The 19,215-nt window shown below is 61.3% G+C and carries 15 protein-coding genes and 1 other RNA gene; 9 read left to right on the forward strand and 7 right to left on the reverse strand.

Going from position 1 to position 19,215, the window contains the following annotated elements; all coding sequences use genetic code 11:
• The first annotated feature begins 1 nt into the window (after position 1).
• From smc to ACSSVC_RS13795, 6 genes are all read left to right on the forward strand, one after another.
• The gene (gene smc, locus ACSSVC_RS13770) at positions 2 to 3,490 is read left to right on the forward strand and encodes a chromosome segregation protein SMC (RefSeq protein WP_346631825.1); all 3,489 of its coding nucleotides are present in this window, start codon (positions 2 to 4) and stop codon (positions 3,488 to 3,490) included.
• Between the two features lie 257 nt (positions 3,491 to 3,747).
• Positions 3,748 to 4,602 (forward strand): cell division protein ZipA, encoded by an 855-nt coding sequence (gene zipA, locus ACSSVC_RS13775; protein WP_123725813.1) that lies wholly within the window; start codon positions 3,748 to 3,750, stop codon positions 4,600 to 4,602.
• 108 nt (positions 4,603 to 4,710) lie between these two features.
• Positions 4,711 to 7,083 (forward strand): NAD-dependent DNA ligase LigA, encoded by a 2,373-nt coding sequence (gene ligA / locus ACSSVC_RS13780; protein WP_404938844.1) that lies wholly within the window; start codon positions 4,711 to 4,713, stop codon positions 7,081 to 7,083.
• A gap of 117 nt (positions 7,084 to 7,200) precedes the next feature.
• The gene (locus ACSSVC_RS13785) at positions 7,201 to 8,367 is read left to right on the forward strand and encodes a zinc-binding metallopeptidase family protein (protein WP_404938846.1); all 1,167 of its coding nucleotides are present in this window, start codon (positions 7,201 to 7,203) and stop codon (positions 8,365 to 8,367) included.
• A gap of 141 nt (positions 8,368 to 8,508) precedes the next feature.
• Positions 8,509 to 8,605, forward strand: an RNA gene (gene ffs, locus ACSSVC_RS13790) — signal recognition particle sRNA small type.
• Between the two features lie 201 nt (positions 8,606 to 8,806).
• Positions 8,807 to 9,310 carry a GrpB family protein gene (locus tag ACSSVC_RS13795; protein WP_404938848.1) on the forward strand — a complete coding sequence of 168 codons (504 nt, stop codon included), beginning with the start codon at positions 8,807 to 8,809 and terminating at the stop codon, positions 9,308 to 9,310.
• Positions 9,311 to 9,320: 10 nt separating this feature from the next.
• Here ACSSVC_RS13795 and ACSSVC_RS13800 read toward each other — a convergent pair whose 3' ends face one another.
• The 3 genes from ACSSVC_RS13800 to ACSSVC_RS13810 form a co-directional block, all read right to left on the reverse strand.
• A complete protein-coding gene (locus tag ACSSVC_RS13800) occupies positions 9,321 to 10,139 on the reverse strand; it encodes a helix-turn-helix transcriptional regulator (RefSeq protein ID WP_492612408.1) in 819 nt (272 codons plus the stop codon).
• 5 nt (positions 10,140 to 10,144) lie between these two features.
• Complete coding sequence (locus ACSSVC_RS13805) at positions 10,145 to 10,696, reverse strand: kinase inhibitor (protein WP_346631820.1); 552 nt, start codon at positions 10,694 to 10,696, stop codon at positions 10,145 to 10,147.
• A gap of 122 nt (positions 10,697 to 10,818) precedes the next feature.
• Positions 10,819 to 11,685 carry a LysR family transcriptional regulator gene (locus ACSSVC_RS13810; protein WP_492612409.1) on the reverse strand — a complete coding sequence of 289 codons (867 nt, stop codon included), beginning with the start codon at positions 11,683 to 11,685 and terminating at the stop codon, positions 10,819 to 10,821.
• Between the two features lie 100 nt (positions 11,686 to 11,785).
• Between ACSSVC_RS13810 and ACSSVC_RS13815 the strand changes: the two genes are divergently transcribed.
• Positions 11,786 to 12,712, forward strand: a complete 927-nt coding sequence (locus ACSSVC_RS13815; protein ID WP_492612410.1) for a DMT family transporter — start codon at positions 11,786 to 11,788, stop codon at positions 12,710 to 12,712.
• Positions 12,713 to 12,755: 43 nt separating this feature from the next.
• Here the strand turns inward: ACSSVC_RS13815 and ACSSVC_RS13820 are convergent, their stop codons facing one another.
• The 3 genes from ACSSVC_RS13820 to ACSSVC_RS13830 form a co-directional block, all read right to left on the reverse strand.
• Positions 12,756 to 13,649, reverse strand: a complete 894-nt coding sequence (locus ACSSVC_RS13820; RefSeq protein ID WP_492612411.1) for a DUF2167 domain-containing protein — start codon at positions 13,647 to 13,649, stop codon at positions 12,756 to 12,758.
• 137 nt (positions 13,650 to 13,786) lie between these two features.
• Positions 13,787 to 14,158, reverse strand: a complete 372-nt coding sequence (locus ACSSVC_RS13825; RefSeq protein ID WP_492612412.1) for a VOC family protein — start codon at positions 14,156 to 14,158, stop codon at positions 13,787 to 13,789.
• Positions 14,159 to 14,304: 146 nt separating this feature from the next.
• Complete coding sequence (locus ACSSVC_RS13830; protein ID WP_011060220.1) at positions 14,305 to 14,619, reverse strand: helix-turn-helix domain-containing protein; 315 nt, start codon at positions 14,617 to 14,619, stop codon at positions 14,305 to 14,307.
• 444 nt (positions 14,620 to 15,063) lie between these two features.
• Between ACSSVC_RS13830 and ACSSVC_RS13835 the strand changes: the two genes are divergently transcribed.
• Both ACSSVC_RS13835 and ACSSVC_RS13840 read left to right on the forward strand, forming a co-directional pair.
• Positions 15,064 to 16,629 (forward strand): methyl-accepting chemotaxis protein, encoded by a 1,566-nt coding sequence (locus ACSSVC_RS13835; RefSeq protein ID WP_346631815.1) that lies wholly within the window; start codon positions 15,064 to 15,066, stop codon positions 16,627 to 16,629.
• An 18-nt stretch (positions 16,630 to 16,647) separates the two neighbouring features.
• Positions 16,648 to 18,366 carry a putative bifunctional diguanylate cyclase/phosphodiesterase gene (locus ACSSVC_RS13840; protein ID WP_492612413.1) on the forward strand — a complete coding sequence of 573 codons (1,719 nt, stop codon included), beginning with the start codon at positions 16,648 to 16,650 and terminating at the stop codon, positions 18,364 to 18,366.
• On the opposite strand, the gene ACSSVC_RS13845 is transcribed toward ACSSVC_RS13840, so the two are convergent.
• Positions 18,339 to 19,109: a substrate-binding periplasmic protein gene (locus ACSSVC_RS13845; protein WP_346631813.1), complete on the reverse strand. Its 771-nt coding sequence runs from the start codon at positions 19,107 to 19,109 to the stop codon at positions 18,339 to 18,341. The two genes, ACSSVC_RS13840 and ACSSVC_RS13845, sit on opposite strands and share 28 nt — an antisense overlap.
• Between the last annotated feature and the right edge of the window lie 106 nt (positions 19,110 to 19,215).

Consider the following 19,215-nt stretch of genomic DNA (forward strand, 5'->3'; position numbering starts at 1 on the left):
CGTGCGACTCAAGTGCATCAAGCTGGCGGGGTTCAAGTCCTTCGTCGATCCGACCACGGTGAACTTCCCCAGTAACATGGCGGCAGTGGTGGGCCCCAATGGCTGCGGCAAGTCGAATATCATCGACGCCGTGCGCTGGGTGATGGGCGAAAGCTCGGCGAAAAACCTGCGCGGCGAGTCGATGACCGACGTCATCTTCAATGGCTCCACCAGTCGCAAACCGGTGAGCCAGGCCAGTATCGAACTGGTGTTCGACAACTCCGACGGCACCTTGGTGGGCGAGTACGCCGCCTATGCGGAAATCTCCATCCGCCGCAAGGTGACCCGCGACAGCCAGAACAGCTATTTCCTCAACGGCGCCAAGTGCCGCCGTCGGGATATCACCGACATTTTCCTTGGCACCGGCCTGGGGCCACGCAGCTACTCGATCATCGAGCAGGGCATGATCTCCAAGCTGATCGAGGCCAAGCCGGAGGATCTGCGCAATTTCATCGAAGAAGCCGCGGGCATCTCCAAGTACAAGGAGCGCCGGCGCGAGACGGAAAACCGCATCCGCCGCACCCACGAGAACCTCGCCCGCCTGACCGACCTGCGCGAAGAGCTGGAGCGTCAGCTGGAGCGTCTGCATCGCCAGGCCCAGGCCGCCGAGAAGTATCAGGAATACAAGGCCGAGGAGCGCCAGCTCAAGGCGCAACTGTCGGCTCTGCGCTGGCAGGCATTGAATGAGCAGGTTGGCCAGCGCGAGTCGGTGATCGGTAGCCAGGAAGTCAGTTTCGAGGCCCTGGTGGCCGAGCAGCGTAATGCCGATGCTGCTATCGAACGCTTTCGTGACGGTCACCATGAATTGTCCGAGCGCTTCAATCTGGTGCAGGGGCGCTTCTACTCGGTGGGTGGCGACATTGCTCGGGTCGAGCAAAGCATCCAGCACGGCCAGCAGCGCCTGCGGCAGTTGCAGGACGATCTCAAGGAAGCCGAGCGTGCGCGCCTGGAGACCGAGTCGCACCTGGGGCACGACCGCACCTTGCTGGCAACCCTGGGGGAAGAGCTGGCCATGCTCGAGCCCGAGCAGGAGGTCACGGCGGCCGCCGCGGAGGAAGCTGCCGCGACCCTGGAAGAAGCCGAAACCACCATGCATGGCTGGCAGGAGCAGTGGGACGCCTTCAACCTGAGCTCCGCCGAGCCGCGGCGCCAGGCGGAAGTGCAGCAGTCGCGGATCCAGCAGCTCGAAGGCAGCATGGAGCGTTTGTCCGAGCGCCAGCGGCGCCTGGGGGAGGAGCGCGAGTTGCTCTCGGCCGACCCGGAAGACGCGGCGATCCTCGAGCTCAACGAGCAACTGGCTGCCAGCGAAGCAACTCTGGAAGACCTGCAAGCCAGCGAGGAATCCCAGGTCGAGCGCCTGGAACAACTGCGCCAGCAATTACAGCAGGCGACCCAGGCACAGCAGCAGGCCCAGGGTGAATTGCAGCGCCTCAATGGCCGGCTGGCGTCCCTGGAAGCCTTGCAGCAGGCTGCGCTGGACCCTGGCACCGGCACTGCAGAATGGTTGCGTGAGCAGCAGTTGGCCGAGCGTCCGCGCCTGGCCGATGGCATGCACGTGGAGGCGGGTTGGGAGCTGGCAGTGGAAACCGTGCTGGGTGCCGACCTGCAAGCGGTGTTGGTGGACGATTTTTCCGGCATCGATCTGGCCGGTTTCCAACAAGGCGATCTGCGTCTGCTGAGCCTGCAGGGCGATGCCTTGCGCATCCCCGGCAGCCTGCTGGACAAGGTGGAATCCACAGTGGATCTGTCGCCCTGGCTGGGTCAGGTCAAACCGGTGGAAAATCTCGAACAGGCCCTGGCCCTGCGTGGGCAACTGGCAGCCGGGCAGAGTCTGATCAGCCGCGACGGCTATTGGGTCGGTCGGCATTTCCTGCGGGTGCGACGGGCCAGTGAAGCGGAGAGTGGCGTGCTGGCACGGGGCCAGGAAATCCAGCAATTGACGCTGGAGCGCGATGAACGCGAAGCCAGTGTTGAAGCCCTGGAGAGCCAATTGCTCAACTTGCGGGCCCAGCAACGTCAGCAGGAGAACGGTCGCGAACACTTGCGTCGCCTGTTGCAGGACGAGGCTCGCCAGCAGGGTGAATTGAAAGCCAAGCTGTCCGCCGGCAAGGCGAAGGCCGAGCAGTTGAATCTGCGTCGTACTCGCCTCGATGAAGAATTGGTAGAGCTTGGCGAACAGCGTGAGCTGGAGCATGAACAGGTGGGCGAGGCGCGCCTGCAGTTGCAGGAAGCCCTCGACAGCATGGCCCTGGATACCGAGCAGCGTGAGTTGCTGTTGGCTCAGCGCGACAGCTTGCGCGAGCGCCTTGATCGGGTGCGCCAGGAGGCACGCCAGCACAAGGATCATGCTCATCAATTGGCGGTGCGCATGGGCTCCCTCAAGGCCCAGCATGATTCCACGCGTCAGGCCCTGGAGCGCCTGGAGCTGCAGTCCGAGCGTCTGACCGAGAAGCGCGAACAGCTCAGCCTCAACCTGGAGGAGGGCGAGGCGCCACTGGAAGAACTGCGCCTCAAGCTCGAAGAGCTGCTGGAAAAGCGCATGACCGTGGATGTCGAGCTCAAGACCGCGCAGATCGCCCTGGAAGATGCCGATCGCGAACTGCGCGATGCCGAGAAGCGCCGTAACCAGGCCGAGCAGCAATCCCAGCTGATCCGCGGCCAGCTCGAACAGCAGCGCATGGAATGGCAAGCCCTGACCGTGCGTCGCAAGACCTTGCAGGAGCAGTTGCTGGCCGATGGCTACGACCTGGACGGCGTGCTGGCGACCCTGACCGGGGAGGCCAGCGAGCAGGCCGCCGAAGAAGAGCTGGAACGCATTGCGGCAAGAATTCAACGTTTGGGCGCGATCAACCTGGCGGCCATCGACGAGTATCAGCAGCAGTCCGAGCGCAAGCGCTATCTGGATGCCCAGGACGCCGATCTGGTGGAAGCCCTGGAAACCCTGGAAAACGTGATTCGCAAGATCGACAAGGAAACCCGCAATCGATTCAAGGATACCTTTGATCAGATCAACGGCGGTTTGCAGGCACTCTTTCCAAAAGTTTTCGGTGGCGGCAGCGCTTATTTGGAACTGACGGGCGAAGATCTACTCGATACAGGGGTAACGATCATGGCGCGTCCTCCCGGGAAGAAGAACAGCACCATTCATTTGCTCTCGGGTGGCGAAAAGGCATTGACTGCATTGGCTCTGGTATTCGCTATCTTCAAGTTGAATCCGGCGCCGTTCTGCATGCTCGATGAAGTTGACGCGCCGCTGGATGACGCTAACGTTGGACGCTATGCAAGATTGGTTAAAGAGATGTCGCAGACTGTGCAGTTCATCTATATCACCCACAACAAGATCGCCATGGAAATGGCCGATCAGTTGATGGGGGTGACGATGCACGAACCCGGTTGTTCGCGGTTGGTAGCCGTGGATGTCGAGGAGGCGATGGCGATGGTGGACGCTTGAGTCCGTGCGACTAAGGCGACTGTTGGAGGGCAATTCAGGGGATTTTTCCCATTACCAAGCTGGCCAATCGACATATTGGCCGTAACCGTTGCGACAGACGGTGTAAAGTTGCCTTTGGTCGTGCTAGTTTAATGTCAATTTTTCCTATGCGTGGGCAAAACGCCATTCAGAACATAGAGTTGGCGCCACGTTTTAAAGCGGTTTACAGATTGTAAACCCCTTATTTTTCAGCATTTTTTATAGAGGCACGGGATTACATGGAAATCGGTCTGCGCGAGTGGCTGATCGTCATCGGCATTATTGTTATCGCCGGTATTCTTTTTGATGGCTGGCGGCGTATGCGCGGCGGCAAGGGGAAGTTGAAGTTCCGTCTTGATCGAAGTCTTTCCAATCTGCCGGATGATGAAGGCAGTGCCGAACTTCTGGGTCCGCCTCGGGTGCTGGATACTCATAAAGAACCGCAACTGGACGAGCACGATCTGCCGTCAGTCAGCATGCCTGCCCGCGAGCCCCGGGAAAGTTCTTCATCCAAGCGCGGCAAGCGCGGTGGCGAGCCTCATCAGGGCGACCTCAATCTGGACCTGGATCTGGATAGCGGCCCAAGCTTCAGTAGCCGCGACGATGACTTCCCGGCGGATGAAGGCAAGGCCGCCGGTCACAGTGACAAGGAACAGCCGCAAGCCGAAGAAGTCCTGGTGATCAGTGTGATCTGCCGCGACAGCGCCGGTTTCAAAGGCCCGGCACTGTTGCAGAACATCCTTGAAAGCGGCCTGCGTTTTGGCGAGATGGATATCTTCCACCGCCACGAAAGCATGGCAGGCAATGGCGAAGTGCTTTTCTCCATGGCCAATGCGGTCAAACCCGGTGTGTTCGATCTGGATGATATCGATCACTTCAGCACTCCGGCGGTGAGCTTCTTCCTCGGCTTGCCTGGCCCGCGTCACCCGAAGCAAGCCTTCGACGTGATGGTGGCGGCGGCGCGCAAGCTGTCCCAGGAGCTCAACGGCGAACTCAAGGACGACCAGCGCAGCGTGCTGACTGCCCAGACCATCGAGCACTACCGTCAGCGTATCGTCGAATTCGAACGCCGTGCTCTGACCCAAAAGCGCTAAGCTTCCACAGTCAGCTCCTCTCGCAGGAGCTGGCTTGCCAGCGAAGCCCTTGCCCCCATCTTCAGATCGAGCAGCCTAGGCTGCTCTTTTGCTTTATGAGAGAACCCCATGACCGCCGCTGAAACCCGCATTCTTGAGCTGCGCGCTGAGCTGGACCAACACAACTACCGTTACCACGTACTGGACGAGCCGAGCATTCCGGACGTCGAGTACGACCGCTTGTACCACGAGCTCAAGGCCCTGGAGGCCGAGCACCCGGAGTTGGTCACCAGCGATTCGCCTACCCAGCGTGTGGGCAGCGCGGCGCTCTCGGCCTTCACTCAGGTGCGCCATGAAATCCCCATGCTCAGCCTGGGCAACGCCTTCGAAGAAGTCGACATGCGCGAGTTTGATCGTCGAGTCAACGAAGGCCTGGACCTGCCGGCGGGCGATCTGTTCGGTGGTGGCGCGGCGGTGGAGTACAGCTGCGAGCCCAAGCTCGACGGCCTGGCGGTCAGCCTGCTGTATCAGGACGGCGTATTGGTCCGGGGCGCCACCCGTGGCGATGGCACCACCGGCGAAGACATCAGTGTCAACGTGCGTACCGTGCGCAATATTCCGCTCAAGCTGCAAGGCAGCGGCTGGCCGGCGACCCTGGAAGTGCGCGGCGAAGTCTTCATGTCCAAGGCTGGTTTCGAGCGCCTGAACGCGGCGCAACTCGAGGCGGGTGGCAAGACCTTTGCCAACCCGCGCAACGCCGCGGCGGGTAGCCTGCGCCAGCTGGACTCGAAGATCACTGCCAGCCGGCCGCTGGAGTTCTGCTGCTACGGCCTGGGCCAGGTCACTGCCGACATTGCCGACACCCATATCGGCAACCTGGAGCAACTCAAGCAGTGGGGCATGCCCATCAGTCGAGAGCTACGCCTGGCCAAAGGGGTTGACGAATGCCTGGACTATTACCGTGAGATCGGCGAGCGACGCAACGCGCTGCCCTATGAGATCGACGGTGTGGTGTTCAAGGTCAACAGCATCGCCTCTCAGCGTGAACTGGGCTTCCGTGCCCGGGAGCCGCGTTGGGCCATTGCCCATAAATTCCCGGCCATGGAAGAACTCACCGAGTTGCTGGATGTGGAATTCCAGGTTGGCCGCACCGGCGCCGTGACGCCTGTGGCACGCCTGAAGCCAGTCAAGGTGGCGGGAGTCACTGTGTCCAACGCCACCTTGCATAACATGGATGAGGTGGCGCGCCTGGGGCTGATGATCGGCGACACCGTGATCATCCGCCGCGCCGGTGACGTGATTCCGCAAGTGGTGCAAGTGGTGGTTGAGCGCCGCCCCGAAAACGCTCGGCCGGTGCAGATTCCGCAAAGCTGCCCGGTCTGTGGCTCTCATGTCGAGCGCACGCAACTGGTCAAGCGCAGCAAGGGCCGGGAAACCGTCAGCGAAGGCGCGGTGTATCGCTGCGTCGGTCGTCTGGCCTGCGGTGCCCAGCTCAAGCAGGCGATCATCCACTTCGTTTCCCGTCGCGCCATGGACATCGAAGGCCTGGGGGACAAGACCATCGAGCAACTGGTGGACGAAAAGCTCATCGCTTCGCCCGCGGATCTCTATCAGCTCAAGTACGAGCAGATCATCGACCTGGAAGGTTTTGCCGAGGTTTCCAGCAACAAGCTGCTCAAGGCTATCGAAGACAGCAAGCGTCCAGCTTTGGCTCGCTTCATCTATGCCTTGGGTATTCCTGACGTAGGCGAGGAAACCGCCAAGGTCCTGGCCCGTTCCCTGGGAACCCTGGAGCGGGTCCAGCAGGCTTTGCCCCAGGTGCTGACCTACCTGCCGGATGTGGGGTTGGAAGTGGCTCATGAGATTCACAGTTTCTTCGAAGACAGCCATAACCAGGATGTGATTGGTGCCTTGCTGGCCGCGGATCAATGCGGCCTGGTGTTGCAGGATCAGGGCGAGCTGGGGGCGGAGTTCGCCGCCAGTACCACGCTGGGCGGCATGCTCGACAAGCTCAATATCCCCTCGGTGGGGCCGGGTGCGGCGCAGAAACTGGCGGACAAGTTCGGCTCCCTGCAGGGCGTGATTGCGGCAGACTGGCTGGATATGCGCCAGGCCCTGCCGGAGAAGCAGGCCAAGTCGGTGCGGGAGTTCTTCGACATCCCGGCCAATGCTCGGTTGGCCCAGGCCATCGAGGAGCAGCTCAAGGCCTTTGGCATGCATTGGCAGAGCGAGAAGAAGGTGGTCGAAGGCCTACCCCTGGCTGGCAAGACCTGGGTGCTCACCGGCTCCCTGGAGTTGATGAGTCGCGATGTGGCCAAGGAAAAGCTGGAGAGCCTGGGCGCCAAGGTAGCGGGGTCCGTTTCGGCGAAAACCCACTGCGTCGTCGCGGGCCCCGGAGCCGGTTCCAAGCTGGCCAAGGCCAATGAGTTGGGGCTCAAGGTCCTGGATGAAGCGGCCTTTGTTGCCTTCCTCGGCGACCACGGCATCCCCGTCCCCGCGTGATCCTTGGAGCCGGCTGGGCAGTGATGGTTTCGCCAGCAAGCCGGCTCCTGACTGGCCGAGGGAACGATGAGGCAGCCAGGATGATCTAGTCTTGGCAAGCCCCAGGGAGGATGCGCCATGTACCGTTTCTTCGAGCAGCTCAGTTCCCGGATCGCCGCGCCCTTCGTCGGTGACCGCTCACGCAACAGCAAACTCTGGTCATGCCGCTGTGGGCAGTCGCTGTTCTTTCGCAACAGCCAGTGCCTGGCGTGCTCGGCCTTGCTCGGTTACGCGCCGCAACTGGGCTGTCTGTCGTCCCTGCAGCCGGGACCCGCTGTTGGGACCTGGGTGTTGGATGCCGAGCCTGAGGCGGGTGCCTTCAAGCGCTGCGCCAACCTCGATACTCCCGCGGCTTGTAACTGGCTGCTGCCGGCCCACCTGACCGACACCCTGTGCGTAGCCTGCAACCTTAACCGCACCATCCCCGACTTGTCCGTCCCGGAGAATCCGGAGCGCTGGCGCAAAGTGGAAATTGCCAAGCGCCGCCTGGTAGCACAGCTGATTGCCCTCGGCCTGCAAGTGATCCCCAAGAGCGACGACGAAGAACGGGGCCTGGCTTTCGACTTCATTGGTGTCGATCTTGAGGGCAGGGCGCCGATTACCGGACACGCCAATGGCCTGGTCACCCTGGACATCAAGGAAGCCGATGACGCCCATCGCGAGCGGGTACGGGCACAGATGCATGAGCCTTACCGCACCCTGCTTGGGCACTTCCGTCATGAGGTAGGGCATTACTACTGGGATCGGCTGATTGCCAATAGCCCCTGGCTGGAGTCGTTTCGCAGCCTGTTCGGCGACGAGCGCTATAGCTACGCTGAGGCTCTGGAGCGGCACTATCAGAAGGGCGCACCAAACGGCTGGCAACACAGCCACGTCAGCGCCTACGCCACCATGCACCCCTGGGAGGATTGGGCGGAAACCTGGGCTCACTACCTGCACATGATGGACGCGGTGGACACCGCCCTGGGCTTTGGCATGAGTGCCCGCGACGTCGATCTCGACTACCAGCCGTTTCCCCTGAGCAGCCTGTACGACCCGCAGCACCCTGGCGGCCCGGCGTTCCTGGCCTTCGTCAACGCCTGGATCGAACTGGCGGGGATGCTCAACGAACTGTCCCGCAGCATGGGCCAGCCGGATTTCTATCCCTTCATCCTGCCGCCGGCGGTGATTGCCAAGCTGCATTTCATCCACTTGGTGATCCAGCAAGAAGGTGGCCGCGCCGACGAAGTGCTGTCCCTGGACTGAGCCTCTCCGTACGGTCGGCGGACCACATCCAAGTGCTTGAAGCTCATCGGATTTTTTAATCTGCAACGAGCGGTTGTAAGTTCAACTCAGATAGGTACAATGGCGCGGCTCGCCGTCAGGTGAGCGTCGTTATGGTGACCCCATCGGTCCCCCCGCAACGATTACCCGTGAACCTGGTCAGAGCCGGAAGGCAGCAGCCACAGCGGGAACATTGTGTGCCGGGGTGTGGCTGGTGGGGTTGCCTCCATAACGCCTCTCGTTGGTCCTCAACGAGATTGATCAAAACTCTTAAAGCACTTGAAAATCTTCGAACTCGCGCAGTATTTCTGTTGGCGTGTTTTTTGTCGTGCGCCCGGTTTCTGGCTCGCGAATCCCTTGTCCAGTCAGCCCGTGCGGTTCGTTCCTGGAATATCCAACGCCTTTGCATCAAGGAGTGGTCATGGCGCTTACCAGTAAGATTTCCCTCTATGACGATCAGTGGCCTGCGGCATTCAGAGCTGAGAAGGAGCGCATAGCCAAAGGTTTCAGTTGCGAACTGATGGATGTACATCACGTGGGCAGCACTGCTGTTCCCGGGTTGGCGGCCAAGCCGGAAATCGATCTGCTGGTCGTGGTTGCAGAACACCGAGATGAACTGGCGCGCAATGCCTTCATGGTCACTTTGGGTTATGTCCGAGGCAGTAACCTTAGCCAGGGACATCATTTTTATCGTCGTGATGTCGATGGCGTGCGCACCCACAAAGTGCATGTCTGTCTCTCGGGTCATGAGCAGATCGAGCGCATGCTGCATTTTCGCGACCTGCTGCGCCAGGACGGCGATCTGCGCCAGCAATACCAAAACCTGAAGCTTGAGCTTGAAGTTCGCAATCGCGAGGGCATTGGCGAGTATCTCGCGCAAAAGGCTCCCTTCATCGATGCGGTGATGGATGGCCTGTCGCGGTGAGGCGCGCTGGCTAGATCGCTGCCCGCAGTGCTCGGGGCGAAAGCCCGTAATGCTTGCGAAAGCGCACCGCAAAGCGTGAAGCCGAGGCGTAGCCGCTGGCTGCGGCGATTTCACCGATGGGACGTGGCGTGGTTTGCAGCCACTGCAGGGCCAGGCCCAGCCTGACGTTCTCGAGGATGTTGCTGAAGCTGTTGTCCTCGTGCGCCAGCTGGCGGCGCAATGTGGAAGCCCCGAGGTTCAAGCGCTCGGCAACGCAGGCTACCGTCCAGTCCCGCGCCGGGTTGCTCATGAGTATCTGTTGCACCCGTTCGCACAGTGGGTCGTGACGATCCAGCAACAACGGACCAATCCAGCCGCCAAGGGCCAGGGCTAGCAGCACCGCCTCGCCGTAGTGGCTGCGCAGGGCATCCGGTGCATTGCTGGCAATGCATTCCAGCAGGTTGTCCCAGGCCAGGGCGGTGTGCCGCTCCAGGGGGACGCAGAGGTCCGCGCCGCTGCGCCCGGGACGGGTAATGATCTGCTGGTGGTAGCGCAGGCTGAACGCCCGCAAGGCCGGGGCAGGAAAGGTCACGACATCGGCGATGTAGTGACCTTGCGCGCCCGGATAGTTGCTGATGCCCACTTCGCGTCCCGCCGGTAGCAGGATCAGGTGCTGGCCGCCCACGCGCATTTCGCGGTCGTCCCAGTCCATGCGTTTCTCGCCCTGGCGCACTCGGCACAGAGCGCTGACGAAAATCGGTACCCGTTGCAGGGCATGGGCTTGCCGGGCGCGGATGATGCAGGTGTCGATACGGCTTTCATGATGCTGCAGGCCGGCAGGGGCGTTCATCGTTACTAGCGTCCGTAAGTAGCGGTCAGTGTGGTCTTGGCCAGGGCGTTGGCGTTGAGCATGTAGCCCACCAATGCGCCGCTGGCCTGGGCATCGACGGGCAGTTTATCCACCTTCAATGCCCAGACGGTGAACTGATAACGATGCGGTTTATCGCCCGTTGGCGGGCAGGCGCCGCCAAAGCCGGGTTGGCCGTAATCGGTACGACCCTGGATGGCGCCGGGTGGCAGTTGCTCGCCTTTGGCACTGCCGGCGCCCCTGGGCAATTGCTGAGTGGAAGCCGGGAGGTTGACCAGGGTCCAGTGCCACCAGCCGCTGCCGGTGGGGGCGTCCGGATCATAAACAGTGATGGCAAAGCTTTTGGTGCCCGGTGGGGCATTTTTCCAGGACAGTTCGGGAGAGGTGTTGCCGCCTTCGCAGCCAAAGCCCTGGAACACTTCACCAGGGCTCAAGGGTTGGCCGTCGCTGATGTCTTGACTGCTGATGCTGAACTCGGCGGCGTGAGCGCCAAGGCTCAGACCCAAGGAAAGCGCGCTGAGTAAAAGTCGGTTTTTCATGAGGGGCTCGTCTGGGTGTTGGTGATGAAAGACGAGTTTATGGGCAGGCAGAATCCGCTGTTGTGCCGGGGCGCTCGTGCATTGTGCCGAAACGCTCGCTGGCTTGCCGAGGAGGGGCGTCGTCATGCCCCCAACTGTTCCCGTAATAGCTGGGCAAACGCATCCCGCGCACTGTGTCGCTGCACGTCCTGGTGCCAGACAAAGCGGTTGTCCACTGGCAGCAGGTCGCTGAAACGCTGCACGTTCAGGGTCGCCGACTGTGAATAGCGCTCCAGCACGCCTTCCGGTATCAGCGAGACGCCGGCACCCACACTGACGCAGCCGATAATGGTGCCCCAACTGGCATACCCGGTAATGGGCAGGTTCAGGCCGTGCCTGGCCAGCCAGTTTTCCAGGGCGCGGCGATAAGGGCAGCCCGGTGGCCACATGAACAGATTTTGCCCCTGCAAATCGCTTGCGTTGCGGATGGGGGCGGTGCCTGCACTGGAAATCAGTACCAGCGGCTCGTGGTAGAGCACGGTTTGCTGCAGCTTTGCCGGCAAGGTGTCGATGGCCACCAGGGCGCCGTCGATACGCTGGTGTTGCAGTTCTTCAAAGAGTTGCGACCAGGTGCCGGTCACCAGTTCCACATTCACTTGGGGATAGCGTCGGTGGTATTGCGCCAGCAGCGGTGGCAAACGGCCGCCGGCGCAGGATTCGATCGAGCCCAGGCGCAGCAACCCGCTGGGCTCCGCCTGGCTGTCCACGGCGCGTTTGGCTTCGTCGACCAGGGCCAGGATGCGCTCGCTGTAGCCGAGGAATATGTCCCCGGCCGGGCTGATCTTCAGGCCGCGTCCGACCCGGGTGAACAGCGGGGTACCGAGCTCGTTCTCCAGCTGCTTGAGGCGGTTGGTGATGTTGGAGGGTACGCAATGCAATTGCTCGGCCGCGCGGGCAATGCTGCCGGTGCGAGCCACGGCTTTCACCATCTTCAGTTGGGTCAGTTCCATTGCTCATTTCCAGTGAGGAATGGCCTTAGTATCGGTTAGTTGTGGTGAGTTGTGGAGGGCGAGAGACTGGGTTTCTTCTCTCTGTCTGGATGCCTGTGTCGTGAAGCGCTTACCTGGGTTCAAGCTATTGCTGGCTACCGCTGCGGTCATTCTGTGCTGGGCCTATTCGCCGGTGGGCATCCATATTGGCCTTGAGGGCTACAGTCCTGGGCATCTGGCGCTGTTGCGTTTCCTGATCGCTTCGCTGTTCATGGCGGCAATGGCAGTGGTGTTGAAAATATCCCTGCCGCGTAGGCGTGATCTGCCCTGGCTGCTGGTGCTGGGGTTCTTTGCCATCGCCCTGCATCACGTCAGCCTCAACTATGGTCAGCAGGGCTTGAGTGCCGGAGCGTCCAGCGTGCTGGCGCAGTCGGCGCCGATCTTCAGCACGCTGATCGCCTTCTTCTGGCTCAAGGAGCCGGTCAGTGGTTGGCGCTGGGGCTGCGTGCTGGCGGGTTTGCTTGGGGCGGTGCTGGTGGTTGCCGCCGACAAGGGGCTGGGATCGATCGAGCCGCGTGGATTGCTGGTGTTGTTGGCGGCGTTTTCCTGGGGCTTGTACTTCGTTTTGCAGCGGCGCTTTTCCGGGCGCTACGGAGTGTTGACCACGGTGTGCTACATGGTTTGGGGCGGCACGTTGCTGTTGTCGGTGTATGCGCCCGGGTTACCCGAGGCGGTGGCACAGGCGTCGTGGCGGGTGAATCTGGCGGTGTTGTTGCTGGGGCTGTTTCCCAGTGCTCTGGCGTATCTGGCCTGGGCTTACGTGTTGGCGCGGGTGGAGGTCAGCCGGGCATCGATCGCGATGTATCTGATTCCGCCGGTGGCGATGCTGCTGGCTGCGATGGTCCTTGCAGAGAGGGTGCAATCTTCTGTGGTGCTGGGGGCGGCCGTGGTGCTGGGCAGTGTGATGGCCATGCAATTGGAAGGACGTTGGCGGCTGCGGACATCGCCTGAGAAAGAGTGTGATGTGCAGGTGAAACAGGATGGTTGATGAGCTGCAACGCCCCGTCATGCAGGGGCGTTGCAGCTTGCAGTCAGCCTTTCTTCTTGAACAGCCGGCCGGCGAACGCGGCAAGGGCGAGCACGCCTATGACAATGAACTTCTTGCCGGCCAGGAGCAGTACCCCCAGCTTGGCGAACAAGCCAGCCTTGCTGGCCAGGCCTCCGGCCACCAGAGCGGCCAGGCCATAGGACGCCAGTTTGTCGGTGCTGGGGTTGTAGTCGGCGTAGCGGTTGCCGTCGGTGAAGTTGGTGAAGGCCAGGACCTTGGGAATCTCGCGTTTGATAGTTGCCAGGTCGTCCATGGAAGCGACTGCGTTGAGTTCCAGCACGCCTTCGCGTCCCAGCACGCGGATGCTGTAGTTCAAGGTGTTGCTCTGGGCGCCTTCGGCCTTGAGTTCGCGGGCCCAGTACATCTTGTGGGATTGCGCGTCATAGCTTGGCTGTTCGGCCCAGCCCAGCAGGTGGATGGCGCCGTAGCCCTGTTCCTTGCGTTGCTTATTGTCTTCCTCGTCCGCTTCCTGCATTTGCTTGAGCAGGTCCTGGTAATCGATTTTCGCCGCGTCGTCGTCGGAAATGTGGCCGTCATTCTTGTAGCTGATGATTACGCCCCAGCCTTCGGCGGACAGCGGGCTGACTGCGCTGGGCGCGATCATGCCCAAGGTGGTGAAGCCGGGCGGGTTGCCCCAGCCTTCGGTCAGCAGCTTCTCGGTGTCCTTGGGATTGAGGTAGTAGAACTCCTGGCTCAGGTCGAGGCTGGCAATATCCCCGGGTAGCTTGACGTTACCGTGGCGTGGGGAGAGCGAGGCGAGAAACTGTTCGGCGGTCTGGGATTCGGCGTCTTTGCTCTCGTTCGGCGTGGCAGCAAAGGCAAGGAGTGGCGTGGCGCAGAGGACGGCCATCGCCATGAGGAGGCGCAGGTACTTCATCGTATTCCCTTACAAATTGTGACAAGTCGGCGGGGAGGATAACGATGAGTGTCGGGGCGCTCAATGAGACGTTTCTATTAATTTTCCGTCTGGGGCGAGGAAGGCGCCGGTATCGGCGCCTCTGCTGGGTCATGGGCTCAGTCGACAGTGAGATAGAGCGCGCGCAAGCGATGCCCGTCCGGATCAAGGGCGAGCAGGGTGTAGCCGAAATCCATCTGGGTGGGGGGCTGGGCGATGGTCATGTCCAGGGCCTGCCAGTGGTGATGCAGTTCGTCCACGGCTTCTCGACTGTCCACGGCCCAGCCCAGTTCGCCGCCACCACCGGTTGCCTGGGCGCTCGGTTCAACCGTGTGGCGGGACCAGAGGCCGAGCTTGATCCCCGAATCGAGGATGAACAGGGCAAAGGTCGGCGATGACTCCACCGGTGGCTTGTCCAGCAGGCGACTGTAGAACTCCGCGCTGGCGGTCGGGCTGTCCACATAAAGCAGGAAGTAGGTGTTAGTGATCATGACGACTCCTGGGTCCTTTGGGCTGTGTTGTGGGCACAAGCTTATGGGCTGGGTCTGTCAGTTCCTGTCAGGAGTCGTGGATTAAAAAAGAGGCCAACTTATCAGGGTTGATAAGCGTGCCTCTTCTCGTTGATTTGTTGCGGGGCTCAAGGCTTGGACAAGGCCTGGTCTACCGCTGCTATCAGCTTTCCCAGATCCTTCGGGGTGGCTTTGTGAATGACACCGAACAAATAAGCCCGCTGTTCCTCTTCGTCGCCCAGATCGGCGAAGAAGGCTTTCAGCTTCACTCCCAGTACTTCGGCTAGCAGAAATAGAGCTTCAACGCTGGGGGTGTAGGTGCCGGTTTCGAAGCGGCTGATGGTTTTTGGGTCAAAACCGGTTTTTTCACCTAGTTCAGCCTGAGTAAGCCCCGCTACCTTTCGATAACGCTTGATGGCTGCACCCAAACTTGAAATTTGCATCGCTCAATTCCCATTTAGAATCAAGAACTTAACGATAAATATTGGCATTAGACAACACCATGGTTCATCACCTTGCTTTGCAAAATGTGATGCATTTCGTAGAATCGGCGCTTCGGACAGGTATTTGGTGATCTAGTTTCAGAAGGCAGGTTTATGAAACAAGAAATCATTGCATTTCCCTTGTTCACCTAAACCGAGGACTTGGCAGAGGCCCGACCGTCTCGTAAATCCCGCCAACGTTCCGTCCGCCGTCCCCACCTGACGCCTTATCTGATCCTAGTTGATCTTCGTCGAATCGATGGTCAACTGCCGCGCAAACCGCTGTACGGCTGCAATCAGGGCGAACCTTTCGATTGAGTCGTGCCGCCAGGAAAGTACGTCGCGAATCAAGCTGTTGCCGGCCTCCCGGTACTGTTGATCGCAGGCTGTCTATGGAGTTCTAAAGTGCGTCTCAATTTGCCGGTCACCTCTGTTGAGCAGACCTTTCCCGACCAGCAGCGGCTCATATCCGCCACCGATACCAACAGCCACATCACCTACTGCAATGCCGAGTTTGCCGCGATGAGTGGTTTCAGCCAGGCCGAGCTGATCGGCAGCACCCATAATCTGGTGCGCCACCCGGACATGCCGGCAGCGGTGTTCGAGTCGATGTGGGGGTATCTCAAGGCGGGACAGAGCTGGATGGGTGTGGTGAAGAACCGCTGCAAAAACGGCAATTTCTACTGGGTCAGCGCCTATGTCACGCCCATCCTCGAAGAGGGGCGACTGGTGGGTTATGAGTCGGTGCGGGTGAAGCCGACCCGGGAGCAAGTGAACCGCGCTGAAATCCTCTACGCGCGATTGCGCGCCGACAAGGCACCGGTCTCGGCCTGGCGGCGCCTGGAGGCTGCAGCCAGGCCATTGCTATTGCCGGTGGCGGTGGCGGTGGGTTGCCTGGCGGCATTCACCTGGCTGCCGACGTTGGTGGCCCAGGGACTGACGGTCACGGGATTCGTGGCTGTCGGGCTGCTGGCCCAGCGCCGCTTGGGGCAGCAGCTCAAGCAGATTGTGCGTAGCACTGCGAACACCTTTGCCGATCCGATCTGTGCCCTGGCTTACAGCGACGCACTGGGGCCAGCGGCGCAGTTGCAACTGATTCTGCTCAGTGAAGAGGCGCGGCTGAAAACCGCCTTGACCCGCCTCAGCGACCTGGCCCGACAGATGGCAACGGCGGCCGCCGACTCCAGCCAGCTGTCCAGCCGTACTGAGTCGGCGCTACTGGAGCAGCGAGCGGAGACCGATATGACGGCCGCCGCCATGACCCAGATGGCCGCTTCGATCACCGAGGTTGCCGAACACGTACAGCACACCGCCAGCGAGGCCCACACAGCCAACCTGCTGGCCCAGCAGGGCAGTCAGGTGGCGGGCACTTCCCGTGACGCCATCCAGTTGCTGGCACGCACTGTTACCCAGATCAACCAGGCGGTGGGCGATCTGGCCGGGCAGACCCAGGACATCATGGTGGCGGCGAGTATGATCCAGGCGATTGCCGACCAGACCAACCTGCTGGCCTTGAACGCAGCCATCGAAGCCGCTCGCGCCGGTGAGCAGGGGCGCGGGTTTGCCGTGGTGGCCGACGAGGTGCGCGCCTTGGCCGGCAAGACCCGTGAGTCCACCCAGCAGATCCAGGGCATCATCCAAAGCCTGCGGGCCGGTGCCGACGAGGCGGTGCAGATCGCCAGCCTCGGCATCGAGGAGGCCGAGCAAGGGGTGCAACAGGTCTTGCAGGCGCAGCAGGCGTTGCAGGGCATAGGCGCGGCGGTGGAGCGCATCACCGACATGAGCCAGCAGATGGCTGCGGCGTCCCAGGAGCAGTCCCATGTAGCGGAATCGGTTTCCGAACAGATCAACAGTGTCGCCGCCACGGTGCAGCGCACTGCCGAGAATGCCAGCGCTGGCGTGGTTCGCGGCGCGGAGCTGGAAAACATCTCTTCCGGGCTACGTGCCTTGGTCGAGCGGTTCAACCGCTAGCGACAGTGAGTTCGACTCATGGATGAGAAATACCGCAGGGCCGTCGATGCTGCCGCCATCTTCTCCGAGACAGATCTCGGCGGTTGCATCACCTATGTCAACGACCTGTTCTGCCAGGTATCGGGCTACAGCCGTGAAGAGTTGATCGGAGCCAACCACCGGATGCTCAGTTCGGGACTACACCCTCCGGAGTTCTTTACCGAGCTGTGGCAGACCATTGTCCAGGGCAGGGTGTGGAAGGGGGAGATCTGCAACCGTGCCAAGGATGGCAGCCTGTACTGGGTCGACAGCACCATGGTGCCCCTGGTGGACCAGCGTTCCGGCAAGGTGATGCGCTACGTGTCGATCCGCTTCGATGTCAGTGAGAAGCGCCAGTTGCTGCACTCGCTGCAATGGCGCGTTGGGCATGACGTGCTCACTGGTCTGCCCAATCGAGCCTTCCTTTCCGATTTGCTGCATCAGGCCCTGGATTTCTCCCGCCAGGAGAATATCCCCCTGGCGGTATGCATGCTCGATCTGGACGGCTTCAAGGCGGTCAATGATGGCTACGGTCACGCCTGTGGCGACCTGCTGCTGGTGGAAGTGGCTGCGCGCCTGCGTTCGATCATCAGGGGCGAGGATGTAGTGGCGCGCCTGGCCGGGGACGAGTTCGTGCTGATCCTGCGTTACGTACGGGACATGCTGGAGCTGCGGGCTGCGCTGCAGCGGGTGTTGGCGAGCATTTCCCAGCCGTATTCGATCCAGGGCAAGGACATCAATGTCTTTGCCAGCATTGGAGTGACTCTGTTTCCCACCGATAACCATGATGCCGATACCTTGTTGCGCCACGCCGACCAGGCGATGTACGTGGCCAAGCAAAGCGGGCGCAACCGCTTCCACCTGTTCGATGTTCTGCGTGATCGCGAAGTGATGGTCACCTACCAGACGGTAGAGCACGTGCGCCAGGCGCTGAACAGCGGCGAGCTGCATCTGTATTTCCAGCCCAAGGTCAACATGCGCAGCGGCGCGGTGGTGGGGTTCGAGGCGATGTTGCGCTGGCAGCACCCGCAGCGCGGGATGTTGGGTTCCCAGGAATTCCTGCCTCAGGTGGAGGAGACCGACCTGATCGTCGACATCGGCGAGTGGGTCATGGATCAGGTGATGAGCCAACTGCAACGCTGGCAGGCGGCGGGCCATGTCTGGCCGGTGAGCCTGAACGTCGCGGCCCGGCATTTCCAGCGCACGGATTTTGTCGAGCGGCTCAAGGGGATGCTCGATCGCTACCCGGATGTGTCACCGGTCTTGCTGGATCTGGAGATCGTCGAGTCGGTGGCCATCGACAATATCCAGCGTGTCAGCGATTGCCTCGATGCCTGTCAGGGCTTTGGTGTGCAGTTCTCCCTGGGGGATTTCGGCACTGGGCATTCGTCCCTCAGCTACCTCAAGCGTCTGCGTACCCAGACCATCAAGATCGATCGATTGTTTGTCCGCGACATGCTTCACGACCAGGATGATCAGGCCCTGATCCAGGCTCTGGTCGGGCTGGCCCGGGCGTTTGGCCGCCAAGTAGTGGCGGAAGGCCTGGAAAGCCTGGCCCATGGGGAGCGATTGATGGCCCTCGGGTGTGAGGTGGCTCAGGGGGATTTCATTGCTGCGCCCATGCCCGCCGACGCCGTGCTGGAGTGGGTCAGCAGTTTCGAGCCGCCGCTGCCGTGGCGGTGCGGCACGCTTCAGGGCGAGGCGGTGTCGGAGGCCTGAGCGCCGGTCTGCGGGTCGACGTAGCGCTGGACGATGGCATCGATCTCGCCGGACATCTTCATCTTCAGCAGGGTCCGCAGAATCCGCTGGGCCGGTACTGCAGGGTCATTGCGCACATAGCAGCCCACGGCTTGTTCCTGCAGCAGCGCGACGCGGTGCAAGGGTTTGCTGGAGGCCTGGGTCTTGTTGAACCAGTCCAGGGTCCACTGGCTGGCGACTGCGTACTGGTAGCGTCCTATCTGAAGCTTTTGCAGGACTTGCTCCTCGTTGCGGGCATCGTCACGAATCAACCGGGCGCTCTCGAACAGGGGTTGCAGCGACGTGTAGGTGTAGCTCAGTACGGTGCCGATGTGCTGAGTGGGCAACTCCTGCGGATTGATCGGCTCATGATGGTAGCGATCGCTGACCAGCAGGTTGCGTTGCACGAACAGCGGCACGCTCCACAGGTAATCCCCGGACAGGTTCGGTAGCCAGGCCTGGGCGGCGAAGCAGCGCACATCGACTTCGCCCTGGGCCATGGCGTTCTGCACCCGGGCGCGGGCCAGGACGTGGAACTCGGCGCGGGTGCCCATATGTCGGGCGAGGCTGTTCATGGTGTCGTAAAGGATGCCGGCGGTGGGCTGCTCGCCATCGACCTCGATGGTCGGCATGGCCCAGCTGTCGGCGATGACAAAGCGTAAAGGCGCTTCGGCGGCTTCCAGGCTGGTGCTCAGGAGTAGCAGGGCGCCCCAGGTCAAACGCATACGGTCTCCCACGGTTCAAACGGCCGAGCAATCCTTTGCAAAATGCAGCTTAGACAGATTAGACGAGCGCGCCGGATGCAATTTCGCCCTTGCTCCGCTAGCATTA

Source organism: Pseudomonas sp. E1BtOHC1, assembly GCF_058744285.1.